Below are 14,027 nucleotides of genomic sequence, written 5' to 3'. Positions count from 1 at the left end.
GCGTTAATCAGCAAACAGAGAACGGAAAGCAGAATGAACATTAGCGAAAAAGGTATCCGCTTTATTAAAGAGGAAGAGGGCGAGAAGCTGAGCGGCTATCTGGATTCGGTCGGGATAGCGACGATTGGCGTAGGGCATACCGGCCACGTCGATGGCGTTGCCGTCAGCAAAGAGATGATGATCAGCGCGGAAAAATCCACCGAGCTGCTGCGCAAAGATTTAGCGGTCGTCGAGCAGGCTATTGCAAAGCATGTCGCCGTGCCGCTTAGCCAGAATCAATATGACGCGCTTTGCAGCCTGATTTTTAATATTGGCGTAACGGCTTTCGTTAATTCCACGGTCAGAAAAAAACTGAATGAAAAACACTATCAGGAAGCCGCAGAGGCTTTTCTGCTGTGGAAAAGAGCGGGCAAACTGGTCAATCTCCTGCTGCCGCGCAGAAAGCGCGAAAGAATGCTGTTTTTGACGCCGGATGCGCAGCGCTGAAGGCTGACGGGACGGCCCAGTCTGATTTTCATCAGAACGCCACGCATTTTTAACGTCGCTGTCATTTTTTTCTGCCATGCTTAAAAACTTAACGGCTATTCCGTTGCCGTCCGTTCTGCGGGCCGACCAACCAGCCTATTATCTCACAGGAAAATTTATGACTTTGATTGCCAGCTTCAGCCACTCTTTTGCCGATTCGCAGCGCGCCTTCCGCCTTATTCTGAAAGCGATAAGCGAACCCGGTGTAAAAGTGACGCTGCCGCAAATCCCGGTATGGGGCAACGCTTCGCCTGCGGCAACGGCTATTTTAATGACGCTGGTGGATCGGGAAACGCCGTTCTGGCTGGACAGCTCGCTCGGCGACGAGGCGATGCTGGAAAATCTACAGCGTTTTGGCGCCAGAACCACGGCCAAAGCGGAAGCGTCGGTGGCGCTGCTTCATGCCGCTTCCGACATGGCCATTGCGGAATTTTCGCCAGGCGACGCGCCCGCTACCGTGATTATTGAGGTGCCTGCGCTAAGCGGCGGCCTGACGCTGCGCTTAAGCGGCCCGGCCCTGCGTGAGTCTCGCGCCGTTGCGCCAAAGCTGCCGAAAGCGGTTCTGCATTACCTGCGTGAGCGGGTACACTCTTTCCCTCAGCCGATCGACCTGATTTTTACCTGCGGCGATCAGATGATGGCGCTGCCGCACACCACCAACGTTGTGGTCTGTTAACCGGCAATCTCCCACCACATTTTATTCAGCGAGTAGTAGCGATCGTCAGGATTAGGCTGACGCTCCCACGGCTTATCGATAATGTAATGAATATTCTTCACTTCAGGCAGGTGCCACATGGCGCTGTGCTGGAAGGGAAGGGTTTTCAGCGCATTATAGATATAGGGCAGCGGCCGCCAGCGTTGATGATAGTAGTCGTTAAGAAAATCCTGCTCGGCAAACAGATAGCGCGACAAATCCTTCACCTCCGCCAGCTTTTGCAGCATATCGTCATAGACGGCGCGATCCGGCGTCAGCACCAGAAAACCTCCGTTCAGATAATTATCCACTTCGTCAGGCTGCTCCGTATGATCCACGCCCCGGCAGTAGCTATAGAAGCAGTTTTCCGGCGTCCAGTTTTTCGGGTAGCTCGGGATCTTGTTAGGATTGCAGCGGCAGGCGTGGCACGCGGCGATACTCTCTTTTGCCAGCGTCAAGGCAAAGAGTTCATCCATGTTCTGCACCACCAGCATGTCCGCATCTAAGAAAACGATACGCTTAAATTCCGTCAGCTGCCAGGCGGCCAGCTTGGTCCACACTTCGGAGAAGCGCGCGTTGGCGTAGTGCTGCTCCAGGCTGCTGTCGGGGCTGATCGGCTGCACTTCCCGCACCAGGCAGCCTTCCTGCTCCAGGATCTGCCGGCTTTGGGCGTCGATATTTTCCGTGACCATTACCACCAGCGGATAGCGGCTGCCGCTTTTTTTCAGCGAGCGATTCAACGCGCTGACGCCCACCAGATAGCCCGGCTGCGTCAGCAGGGTTGCCCATGCCTTCATTGGCATTCTCCTTAATTAATCAAACAGTGCTGCGGTAAACGCATTATCAAATTTATGCTGCGGATCCAGCGTCTCGCGAACCTGCCGAAACGCCTGCCACTGCGGGTAAATTTCCGGCCAGTGGTAAAGCGACTCGTCAAAGTATTTGCCCCAGTGCGGTCTGCCGCCTTCCGCCGCCAGCACCCGCTCGATGGCCTGCAAAAAGCTGACGCCCTCTTCAGAAAGCGAGCCGTCTTCGGCGTAATAAACCACAAAGCCAAAGAAACAGGTATCTACGCCGTAAGCCGGGCTGAGCCAGCTGGCGGAAGGGCCGGTACAGCGCAAGATAATCGGGTAGTGCATATGCGGCTGCGTTTCGCTGTGCCAGTCTTTAATCTTACGGATGACCTCGCCCACGCGCGACATGGGAATACCGATTTCAACGTTGATCTGCGGCGTAGCGATACCGCGACAGAACACCTGGTAAACGTCGCCGGTTACGTCGGAGAAATCTTTAAAACGCGTGACGGTGCGGAACGGCTTGCCGTTTTCATCCACGATTTTGGTATCGCTGCGCATATGTTCCAGCGTCTGGTCGATGGTTTCGTTCATCGCATCGCTGGTTTGTTCCTGCTTCACCAGATCGTTATTATTGGCGCGATACTGCGCAATCTCTTCGCTATCGGCTTCGCGAGCCGTCCAGACGTGCACCTGATTTTCGTTAGGGAACCACCAGGCTTTGCTCAGCGCATAGTTATGGTTCCAGTCATAGATATCCTGCTCCAGGGTATCGCCGCTGACCGCATTTTTATAACAGGTGTAGATCAGCGAAGATCGCGTGCGCAACGTTACCTGGGTCACAATGCCCAGCGCGCCCACGCCCAGCTGCACGGCGTGAAAGAACGGATGATCGCGATTGAAATCCGCCACCGTGCCGTCGGCCAGCACCATGCGAATGCTCAGCGCCTCGTCGGCGATAGAGCTTTGCTGCAGACCCTGACCGTGCGTGCCGGTCGCCAGCGCGCCCGCCAGCGTTTGCGCGGCGATAACACCGGGCGAGGAGGGCAGCATTTTGCCTTCGGCGCTGAGGATTTCATAAATCTCATGCATGGGCGTGCTGCCCGCAAAGGTCGCGCTGTTCTCATCCATCGCGATTAATCCTCGCAGATGGCGCAAATCCAGCAGCGTATCGCCTGCGGCGGCCAGTTTCAGCACGCGGCCAGGCGACATTTTATTGCCCATTACGCGGATTTTACCGCGGCTGGCAGCAATCAGGCGGCACAGCTCTTCTTCCGTTTTGGGGGCGCTGACGGCGTGGCTGTCGGCCAGCGTCGCGTTCTGCGCCCAGTTCATTATTTTGCCTTCTTCGGCATCCGGCTTACGGCGTGGGTAACCGGAATTTTCGCTTGCCATTGGCAACTCCTGGCGTGAGGCCTTTCAATAGATAAAATGCGGGACGAACTAAAGGGGTTAACCTCAGTAAGCGTAGCTGAATCACCCTGGAACAACAGCGGTTCAGGGTAAAAAAGTTGTACAACATATTTGTAAGTTGTACAACCTTATGCGGCACCGGGCCGCAGATAGCGCAGCGTGGCATCCACTACCAGCTGGCGATTGCGGGCAATACTTTGCTGTTCGCTTTCGTTATCGCCAAACAGCGTATTGAAGGTGTAGCGGTTAGAGACATTATGCGTACAGATGCTGCTAATCAGGCGGTGCACGTCCACCGTATTGACGTTGGGGTCGAAAACGCCGTCGGCTTTGCCCCGCGTTAAGATCTCTTCCAGCACGTTAAGCGCGCTCTGATTTAACGTCTTAATGCGCGCAGACTGGCTGATATAGCGGCCGCGCATCAGGTTTTCGCTGCATACCAGGCGCATAAAGTCGGGATGGGAGAGATGATAGTCAAAACTCGCTTCCGCCAGCCTTTGCATCGCCAGCTGCGGCGGCAGTTCGGTCAGGTTCAGCTCGGTTTCGTGCTGGCGAATAGCCTGGTAGACCTGTTCCAGCACCGCCATGTACAGGTTTTCTTTATTGGTAAAGTGGTAGACCACCATACGTTTAGTGGTGTCGGCGTGGTCGGCGATCTGCTCCATGCGCGCGCCCTGTAAACCAAATTCGGCAAAAGTAGCCAGCGCGCCGGCAAGAATACGTTTCTTTAACCCTTCCGGGTCGTTTTTTCGTTTGGCAAGTGCGGGCATAGCAAATCAGTTAATCCGTGATCCAGAGCCTGAGCGGCTGAAGCGGACAAGAATACCATAAAAACCCTAAGCTGATTTTTGGGAAAGGTTGGAAGAAGTGGATATTTCCCTGCCAGGCGCACCTGCGGTTAAATCCGCTTAACGCATCTATCCGCTTTGCAGGAGAAATTTATGTCTCGTCTGAAAAAGTATTTTGCCGCCTTTTCCGGCTGGTTTACGCCATCGGTTACACCCGAAGAGAGCATCGATCCGTCAAGGCTGAGTGAATCGCTGCTGCCGATCGGCCAGCTGTACGGCTTTGAGATGAGCTGGCTGCGCGCAAGGGGCTACGGTGAAAAATAATCGCTACCGCCTGACGCTGCGCTACAGCTACTGGAATGAACTGTGCGCTTTAGCGTGCCGCGTCTTCAGCAACGCGGCACGTCTTCGCTTTTAGTGCAGCGGCCAGTTGCCGGCCAGCTCCAGCGCGGCGTGACTAATAGCCTCCACGCTTTGCTCAAACTCTTCCGCCGTCATTTTTTCCAGCTCGCTAAAGTGCTCTTCCTTGCCATGTAGTGCAATGGCATGGAGCGCAGGCTTAAGGTGATCCGGCAGCGCCGACCAGTCGCTTAACGCTACGCCTTTCATATAGCCAATGCACCACTCTTCCACGATAGTGACTTCCAGATCTTCCTCGCTGCTGGTGCCGAACAGCGGCTCGAACTGCTCGGGATACTCTTTCAGCCGCTCGGCGATATCGTTCTGATGCTGCGTCACCAGTTCGGTGAAACGCTGCTGGTCTGTTTCATTCCAAAGCGGAAGATTGTTTTCGCCGCCCCAAATAATGGCCTGCAAACGCTCGTCGGAGACAGGTTCCGGCGAAGAGAGCAGGGCGGTTAACAATCCATCCAGTTCTGAGGCATCAAGCACCGCGTCATCGGTGCCGTACTGCGCCAGAATATTATCGAGCCATTCCAGCTCTTCAGCCGTTAAGGGTCCTTGTTGCATGTTATAACCTCTTTTTATTCCGTGAATGACTGTTTCAGGGCGCTATTCTCGATGCAAGGGGCGCAAAAAGCCATCCTGTCAGCCCGCTGCCGCTAAAAAAGCGTCCTGCTATCGCGATCTGAGCGACTGGTGAACGCATCTGTGCTCTGACAGCAAGTATGATGCCTTTGTTAAATTTTGGCGGCTAAAGTTGTTGGATTTTCAGCGGGCGTAACGTGAAGCCAACAGGTAAGACCGCCTTTTGAAGGGGAGCAGGAGGTAATCTGTTGAAGTTGTAAAGCCTTTATCGCACTTTATATATTTCCACAATAAATAGATGAGGCCCTTTATCGTGCAGCACTAGCTCTGTACTCCGACGCTCCAAACAGCAAGGCTGGTAGGTAATGAGCAGGGCATGCGCTTTTAAAATAAATGAAGGTTATTTTTAAATTGGTTTGGATGAATTTTCATTTGTGATTGATAAAAATATAGTTATCCAGATATGCTCAAGGGATCTGTTGCAATGCGAAAATAGCTAAAATTTCCCCTCACGATAAAGCCTTATATTTCAAAAAATATGTTCACCAAAGTAATATTTCCCAAAGAATTAGCAATGTAAAATTATTCTGCACGTACTTTTCGCGACACCTGCGTTACTTCTATTACCATTAATATTTAATGATGGCGTAAGTAGTCTTTATCAATTTCAATCCCAACGTGGCATTGATTGTTCATTTCAGGTTTTTCTTGAATGAATTCGCTAACGTCGTTATATTATTTGAACTGCCTGTACTCCACATCCGGTGGCGTTTTACTTCATCCTTCAATACGCCCCGTAGGTAGGAGATTTGTCGATATTGGTAAGCCGCTTTATTTGACCGCTTTTCGTGTTATTAAGGAGTATTCCGGTAAAGCGATACCGCTTTACTATTTCAGTATGAGTAAAGAATCAATGTTTATGTCTCTGATACTGACGGCATGATATAGGTAAGCCCACCTGCCGTTGACCTTTTATGTACTTTTCATTAAGAGATGTAGGAGCAGAAAACGGAAGGCTCACGCCGATATCAGCGTAATCGCCTTTCCGTCTCCTGTGCTAATGCTGAGCCCAGATATAACGTGTTAATTGCTCGACATCCACGCTACGTTAAGCCAGCATTTACGGCAGTACACGATAGCTGATGCCATATTGGTATAACCTGCGAACCGTCCACAAAATAATGTTTTGGGTAAAATGACGGCCTTTGAATAAATTTATGCCACGCATTCAGCGCTGAATTATTAATGGCTAGATCTTTGCAATCATGCCAAATAACTTGCTATTTCTCAGGTATCATTCCCAACTGCCGTAAATCAAAAATATACTTTCTGATTAGTGCAGGCGTAATGGATGGAATGTCAAGTGATAACTCTTTAAGTGTGCTTGAAAATCGGTGCGAGGGGATAATCGAACCAGAAATAACATCTTGTGGCTTTTTAATTCCGTATAATAGAGGAAGGTATGACTGTGTTTTCAAAGTATCAGGTAGAGTACTCATTGCTGCTTCAAACTCCTTCAGCCAGTCATCATAATTAACAATTTTCTTAATATTTATACCCCATTGGATTAACCAGTTAATGACAGTGTCCAGAGAAATACCATCATGATGTGGATTAACCAGATTATATGTAATATATCTGTCCGCATTATGGTTCGCTAAAGCCACAATAGAGGATGCCGTAAAATCTACTGGTAAGCCATCATAATGAGGCATGAGTTCCTCATAAGGTTGATAAAAAGAGCTTGGTGCAATACCGGTATTGATAATACTAGCAACGAGCCGGGTAAACATATCAGTCGCATTAAGTTGCCTTTCATAGTGACTGTGCGCCAGGATCATGCTTGATCTGAATATTGTTATTGGGAGGCCGTAGGCGTCATGTGCCTCTTTTAACAAGATTTCTCCAGCCCATTTGCTGATAGCATAGCCACTGGCATAGTCACTGGTGATCTTTTGATAGGGAATGTCAGTTCTAATGTCGGTATATTCATCTAACTGTGTCTGAGCCCCAACAGCAATACTTGACATGAAAACTATTTTTTTTATATGTTTTGACAATGCAAGTTCAATAAGTTCAACGGTGCCTGAAATATTAGCATTAAAAAGACGGCTATAGGGCAGCACATGATTAACTAAAGCACCAATATGATAAATGGTATCAATTTCATCTGATAGATATTCCCATGATTCGTCATCCAAGCCAAGCCGTGGTTCTGAAATATCACCAGCGATCACAATAAGGCATTTATCAGCAAGTGACCTAAAATGTCCGGCTAATACGCCATCAGGTGCACCAAAGGCGCTTTCCAGTCTCTGTCTTGCGGAATGAATATCTTTGCCGCGTACGATACAAACTAACTCGCCATTTACTTGACTTAAATCTTCCATCAGTTTCAGGCAAATAAAGCGACCTAAATAGCCACTGGCACCCGTCAGAAGAATTTTTTTTGTAGTCTTTCTTTTTATGTTAAAATGGCTTGACTGTTCCAATATCGTTTTATCGATAAACTTGTTCAACGTTAATTGGCCAGCATAGACCTCTGTAGGCGCGACACCGTGTATAGTGGAAAAATCAGGCCGGGTGCTATTGTGGTCATGTCTAAAATCAATGTATTTGGCTATGTCATTTAAGGAATAGAGCGGGCCAACAATTTTATCTATAGGCATATTAATATCAAAAACTTCTTCTAAGGTCAGAGAGAAATTGACGGCTGACAAGGAGTCGCCACCAATATCTCTGAAATTAGCAGAGGGCTCGATATTTGCGCCTTCAATATCGCCAACCATGTTGTTTGCTATCTGCATAACCGTTTCAAGCGTGCTTTGCTGATCTTTCACCTTATAAATATTGAATAATCCATTGAGTTCATTATCAGACAGCTTTTCATACAATTTATTAAGTGTGGTGTGGTAATACTCTCTTAATTTTGGCCACATTGGTTTCCCATGTTCAGAAAGTAAGCCATTGAATTGGCTAAATGGGACTAACTCAATAACAAAATCTCTTGGAATTTCGTAAGGTCTTAAATTGTAATCTTTTGCAATTTTCCGCATCGATTCTCTTAATGATTTTTTTAATTCCCGGTCACTATGTTTATATTTATTCAAAATATCATCTGTGGGAACAATAACAGCTAGTAAGCTTGACCACTCGCTTCTGGCATGTATAAATATCTGTCGAATCAATGGGCTGGCGCTAAATATAACCTCAAGGTTAGAAATAGCGACGAATTCTCCCTGCGAGAGTTTAATAACATTTTTTCTACGATCGATAAATTGTAGATGTTGATGCCCAATTTCTTCTACTATATCTCCTGTAACATAATAGCCGTCCTGGTCGAATAATTCTTTATTTAATTCAACTTGATTGTAATACCCTGGAATGATTGATTTTGTTTTTAGTATTAATTCTCCGCGCGGGTGTGGTAAATCGGTGGTAAAGTATCCCAGTTCAGGTACATCTATAATTTTATAGTCACTGATTGGCGGGCTTAGCAACTTATTATCAACCCAAATGACACCAGCCTCCGTAGAGCCATAAATATTATGCAGTTTTATTTTAAGTACTGATTCAATAAAGACATATAAATCTTTAGATAGTGGTGCCGACGCGCAGCCTGCCCATTCAATTCTTCCCCCCAAAAGTGTAGTTCGCATGTGCTCTTTTAAATCTGACTCAATGCCCTTACGGTCATCTCCTGCCAATTTGCGTTTAATCAATTCGCTATGATACTGCTGATAAATCATCTCACAAACCCGCGGAACAAGAGATAATTCAGTGGGTTTCACGAGTGAAATATCATCAAAGAAGCTGGCTAAGTTGCTTTTGGACGTAAAGCAGCTAATCCCCCCCCTGGCCAGGTTATTTTTTAGTGATGAATGTCCGGCAACGTGGCTCATTGGCATGTAATGAATGTTTGTAGCGATTTTAGCAGAGAAGATTTTCGACCAATTCCCACCCCACATTCCAGAGGCTAATCGCTCGGTATAAATGGCGCCTTTCGGTGACCCAGTACTGCCAGAGGTGTAAATCAACATTGACAGCGGATCGTCGTGTGTGTCATCAGGGAACGGCGCCGAGGGTAAAACAGCAGCAGCGTTAATTATATTATTTAATGGTTCAATCGAGAATGGAGCTTGAGCTTTTTCAAGTTTTAAGTTTAACTCCCTGACCTGATTAACATGAGCGCTAAGCTTTTCATGGTAATCAAATACCACCACACGCTTGACTAAAGAGGTTACTTTAGCCAGTTCAACCGCAATGGCAATATATTCAATGCTGGCCGCAATAATCGTCGGTTCAGTTTCTTGTATAATGGCTTCCATCTGCCCTTTCGCGGAGCTGGTTTGTAAATGAACGGAAACGGCACCAAGTCTTGTACAGGCAATATCGATAGCCGCATAATCACTGCTTGTAAATGCTAAAATAGCAACCCTGTCACCGTCTTTTAACGGACAAGCTGCATGATGATGCCACTCGCTGGCAATTGTCTCAACTCTATTTTGCAGTTGTTTGAACGTTTGCGTCCTATATCCAGGTAGTAAATTCATGATAACTGCATTATTCAGTGGATCGGTTTGATATTCATAATCTCTTTCGCCAATTGCAGGGAGTTCTGAATATTTTTCAAATACTTTATTTATAACGTGAGCCAGGCGCATTTTAATTTCCTTTTGTCGTTATCATTCATGTGGTTTATTCAGAAATAGTTTTAGGTACCCAGATCATCGCTAAAACAGCGACGATTAATGTCAATACACTAGCTACACCCACAGCAATATGCATCCCACCAATGAAGGCTTGTTGGGCGTTATCAATGGCTTCCGTCGTCAGCTCCGTATGATTTAAAGTTTCATTTAATGTTCCAGCGATGTTTGGTCCAGTTAATCTGAAATAAAATGCAGCTAAAGAGCCCAATACAGTAATTCCTAAAGCATTACCAATCTCGTTACTTGTTTCAGCCAGAGAAGCGGCGGCACCGGCACGTTCAGGCGGCACAGCGGAAACTGCAATCTCAGCCACCAAACTAAAGGACAGGCCATAGCCGACACCAGCAACCATTGTGGAAGCAATGACGGCAAAGACACCATATTCGGTATTTGTCAGAAGCAAAATCGCCACGCCCGCGCTGATCATTAAATGCGTTAAAACTAAAGCATTCTTTCTGCCAATACGATCTACTATTTTATTCGTCCAGATACAGGTTGCCGTTAAAATAACTGCACCTGGTAAAGCAAATAAGGCTGCAGTGAAAACATCGAAATTAAGAACAGATTGAAGGTAAATACCGGTCAGGTATCCACTGGCAGACCAGACAACAAGAGACAATAGTCCGGTAGCAATAGCAATAGAAAAAACGCGGTCTTTAAATAAAGACAGATCGAGGAGCGGATAGCTAACATAGCCTTGTCTTTTAACAAACCCTAGCAGACTAATTAGTCCTAAGGAGCCGATGAGTAGCTGATCTCCAGATATACCGTAGGCAGCGGCGGTTTTAAGTGAGTATGTAAATAGTAAAATGCCAACAAAAGATAAAACGAGGCTGAAGACATCTATTTTTCCATAGTTTGATACTTTCACTTCAGTAAGCACCATAGGCGAGAAAATTAGAAAAAGAACAATAACCGGAAGGTTGATAAAAAATACTGATCCCCATTCAAATCGGCTAAGAAGCAATCCACCAATAATAGGACCAATGGCAAACCCGGCGGCAAATGTTGCCGCAAAAATTCCAATAGCTTGTGAGCGCTGCTTTGGGTTTAAGAATAAATTGCTTAGTATTGCCAGTCCCGATGGCAATAAGGTTGCTCCTCCTAATCCCATAACAGCACGACTGATGATGAGCATTTCAGAGCTTGTTGAGAGGGCAGCAGTGGTTGATCCTATACCAAATGTGATAGCCCCGCATATGATGAGCTTTAGACGGCCATAGTGGTCACCTATGTTACCAAAGGCGACCAGTAAGGAACCGACAACGAAACCGTAGATATCCAGTATCCATAAAGATTGATCGGCGGTGGGTAGAATTGCTGATGTGATCTTTGGCATCGCCAGATAAAGAACTGAGCCATCCATAGCCACAAGAAGAACGAGCGCAAGAACCGTAAATAAACCAAACCATTCTTTTTTTCCTGCTCTAATCTCGCTATTTTCATCAAAGCATATTTCATTGTTTTTTTGATTCATAAAAGCACCCTATATTAATACATATATGTCAAATTATCTGTAAGCTAATGATCTATTTGCATTGACTATTTCTAATATTCTTTGAGAAAGAATTCTAACACCTTCCAGGGTTAAAATAGACTCAGGATGAAACTGCATCGATGAAAAATTATCGCCGCGTAGGGCGTGGATTTCGTGGCTGTACTCATCCCGACTGATTTCAATCATGCCTATCTCTTTAATCAACATATCTTTATTTTTTGACCTGCCAGAGTAAGAGTTATAAAAACCTACATGCTCGATATTTCCAAACAGATCGATTTGTTTTTGCGTTCCTTGATTGGGATGATCTTTTAAAAATACACTTAACCCTAAATGAGCACATAAAACTTGATGGCTCAGGCAGATAGCAAGAAATTTCGATTTGTTTTTAAGTAACGCTGTGATGGTGCGTTTGAGCGCGGATATTCGTATATCACCCTGATTATTAGGGTCACCTGGTCCCGGACCTAATACGCACAGGTCATAGTCATGAACGTTAAAAGGTTCGTCAAACCGCCTTAGCTTAACGTGAAGGCCAAGAGACTGTAATAATTGGCACAACATAGACGTGAAAGTATCTTCTGCATCGATGATCAACGTCTTTAAACCAGCTAGATCTGGATTCATATTGACGTTAGAACGATACCGTTCTTGTTGCCAAAACTTTGAGATAGATTTATTTCGCTGCTTAAGTGCTTTTATCACCAAAATATTATTATTAATACCGTATCTTCGAGCTTTTGGGCTAATTTTATTCACCGGGTCAACCTTGTGAATGGCGGTTAACATACTGGCAGCTTTTGCCTTTGTTTCCAGGTACTCTAATTCTGGATCAGAATGGCGCACAAGCGTTGAGCCGACACTAAAGCTTAACCTACCTTGATGATTGATATGTGCACTCCGAATAATAATTGAGGAGTCTAATTCTGGGGTTTGGTTCGGACATTGAGTGATAAGCGCAATAACACCACTATAATAGCCGCGGCCTTGTGGTTCATATTTTTTGATCACACGGCAAGCATTTTCCAGTGGACTGCCCGTAACAGTTGGCGCAAACAATGTTTCTTTAAGAATTTTTGTGGGGGTTAATGATGTGCGGCCTTTTATCAAATATTCAGTATGCGCGAGATTTGCCATTTCTTTGATATAAGGCCCGTAGAGCGTACCGCCTGAAAGGCAAAGATTGGAAACCATTTTTAACTCCTCGTCCACCACCATGAAGAGTTCTTCGGTTTCTTTCTTATCATTAAGGAAATTCATAATTCCATTGACGGATAACCCTGATTTTGAGTAACGATAGGTCCCGCTAACCGGGTTCATGGTCACGATTTGTTCGGATAGGGTGATATGGCGCTCAGGCGTTGCTCCAACGAGTACTTGCTCTCCGGTATAAACGATAAATGTCCAATACGCTCCAGATTCCAGATTTAGAAGGTTTTTAAATATTGAAAATGCTTTGGTAATATTGTAATTCTCTATAGTAGCCGAGTATTCTCTTTTCAGTACAAAATTCGCTCCCGCACCCTGGCCAATTTCATCAGAGATGATTTTTCTTACTGTATCTTTATATTCATCATCACTTATGTCATAGCGTTCATTATTTAAATTAATCGATGTGTCTTTTAGGTTTTCTAGTATATCAGCCTTACTAAGTGTGGTGTGCTTGTCTATCTTGATTGCAATTAATGGTGTCTGATCATTCACATAATCAAAATTTCTTTCTTTTATTTGTTGATAGGGAATTAACACCAGAACATCATGTCCATTATTTAATTCGTGCTCGTCACATCCGATGGGAATATCGTCTAATGTTTCGTAAGCCGTCACATTACCGATAAAGATATCCAATAAATCAGGGTTCGTTTCCGGGCGATATATAATGGCGAAAGGCGGAGGGTTATCAGAGAATATGGGTGAAAAATGTTTATTTATTTCATGAGTATTTATTTTGGGGTTCATTTAATAATATCTCCATTAGTTATAATAACCGCGCAACATTTGGAGGTGTAATTCAACATCATACGATGCTCTTCTATTGAAAAATCAGCAATGGCATCAGCAACAATAAAGGTCTCTATATTATTGGTGTAAGATTCGAGAGCGGTCATTAAGATACCCACATGACCATAGATGCCAGTAATAATTAGTTGATCCCGCTTAGAACGACGCATTTTCGCCAAAAGATCGGATTTGAAGAACGCGCTGTACCGCCATTTGGTGAATACCCAATCTTTCTCCGATGAAGCAATTTCTTTAGGGATTTCCCTGTCAGCGGCAGAGACTTCCATGCCGAACCCCCAAAAGTCTTTTAGTAAGCCTCTCTGTTTTTCTGTCATTCCTCCGGGTTGAGCCGAGTAAGCGATTTGCACGTTGTTTTCCACTGCCCATTGCCTCATTGAGGCAATGGACTTTATCAAGTCTGCTCGCAGCTCCTGACTAAATGATCTGAGGAAAAAATTTTGCATATCATGGATTAGTAATACAGCCCGTCCGGGAGTGATGGTCCATTTGGCGATGTTTGTTGGTAGTTCTTGCTTCTTTGGCAAATCGTAAGAGATTTCTATAGGAATGTATTTCATTGAGTTACCTAAAAAATTGAATTTAAAGGATTTATCA

11 protein-coding genes are annotated in these 14,027 nt (G+C 45.6%); 3 read left to right on the top strand and 8 right to left on the bottom strand.

The genetic code is table 11. The features are described 5' to 3' along the window. Window positions 1–33: 33 nt before the first annotated feature. Window positions 34–486: a lysozyme gene (locus ACVWZ0_RS14120; protein WP_253460380.1), complete on the top strand. Its 453-nt coding sequence runs from the start codon at window positions 34–36 to the stop codon at window positions 484–486. Between the two features lie 157 nt (window positions 487–643). Continuing rightward, the gene (gene phnH, locus ACVWZ0_RS14115) at window positions 644–1,201 is read left to right on the top strand and encodes a phosphonate C-P lyase system protein PhnH (RefSeq protein ID WP_253460383.1); all 558 of its coding nucleotides are present in this window, start codon (window positions 644–646) and stop codon (window positions 1,199–1,201) included. Here the strand turns inward: phnH and ACVWZ0_RS14110 are convergent. From ACVWZ0_RS14110 to ACVWZ0_RS14100, 3 genes are all read right to left on the bottom strand, one after another. Continuing rightward, complete coding sequence (locus ACVWZ0_RS14110; protein ID WP_253460386.1) at window positions 1,198–2,016, bottom strand: glycosyltransferase family 8 protein; 819 nt, start codon at window positions 2,014–2,016, stop codon at window positions 1,198–1,200. The genes phnH and ACVWZ0_RS14110 overlap by 4 nt on opposite strands. Window positions 2,017–2,031: 15 nt before the next feature. Further along, window positions 2,032–3,408, bottom strand: a complete 1,377-nt coding sequence (locus ACVWZ0_RS14105; protein WP_253460389.1) for a D-arabinono-1,4-lactone oxidase — start codon at window positions 3,406–3,408, stop codon at window positions 2,032–2,034. Window positions 3,409–3,554: 146 nt separating this feature from the next. After that, window positions 3,555–4,196, bottom strand: a complete 642-nt coding sequence (locus ACVWZ0_RS14100; protein WP_253460391.1) for a TetR family transcriptional regulator — start codon at window positions 4,194–4,196, stop codon at window positions 3,555–3,557. A gap of 171 nt (window positions 4,197–4,367) precedes the next feature. On the opposite strand from ACVWZ0_RS14100, the gene ACVWZ0_RS14095 reads away from it, so the two are divergent. Then, a complete protein-coding gene (locus tag ACVWZ0_RS14095) occupies window positions 4,368–4,538 on the top strand; it encodes a hypothetical protein (RefSeq protein ID WP_253460394.1) in 171 nt (56 codons plus the stop codon). Between the two features lie 90 nt (window positions 4,539–4,628). Here ACVWZ0_RS14095 and ACVWZ0_RS14090 read toward each other — a convergent pair whose 3' ends face one another. From ACVWZ0_RS14090 to ACVWZ0_RS14070, 5 genes are all read right to left on the bottom strand, one after another. Beyond that, the gene (locus ACVWZ0_RS14090; protein ID WP_253460397.1) at window positions 4,629–5,183 is read right to left on the bottom strand and encodes a UPF0149 family protein; all 555 of its coding nucleotides are present in this window, start codon (window positions 5,181–5,183) and stop codon (window positions 4,629–4,631) included. 1,298 nt (window positions 5,184–6,481) lie between these two features. Further along, on the bottom strand, window positions 6,482–9,865 hold the full coding sequence (car, locus tag ACVWZ0_RS14085; protein ID WP_253460400.1) for a carboxylic acid reductase: 3,384 nt from the start codon (window positions 9,863–9,865) through the stop codon (window positions 6,482–6,484). A gap of 34 nt (window positions 9,866–9,899) precedes the next feature. Further along, entirely contained in the window at window positions 9,900–11,390 is a 1,491-nt protein-coding gene (locus ACVWZ0_RS14080; RefSeq protein ID WP_253460405.1) for an MFS transporter, read from the bottom strand. A gap of 33 nt (window positions 11,391–11,423) precedes the next feature. Continuing rightward, the gene (locus tag ACVWZ0_RS14075; RefSeq protein WP_253460408.1) at window positions 11,424–13,370 is read right to left on the bottom strand and encodes an anthranilate synthase family protein; all 1,947 of its coding nucleotides are present in this window, start codon (window positions 13,368–13,370) and stop codon (window positions 11,424–11,426) included. Continuing rightward, window positions 13,367–13,990 carry an isochorismatase family protein gene (locus tag ACVWZ0_RS14070; protein ID WP_253460410.1) on the bottom strand — a complete coding sequence of 208 codons (624 nt, stop codon included), beginning with the start codon at window positions 13,988–13,990 and terminating at the stop codon, window positions 13,367–13,369. Before ACVWZ0_RS14070 ends, ACVWZ0_RS14075 begins: the two co-directional genes overlap by 4 nt. Between the last annotated feature and the right edge of the window lie 37 nt (window positions 13,991–14,027).

Source organism: Erwinia sp. TECH1, assembly GCF_054057575.1.
This window is presented reverse-complemented; position numbering and strand designations above follow the sequence as displayed.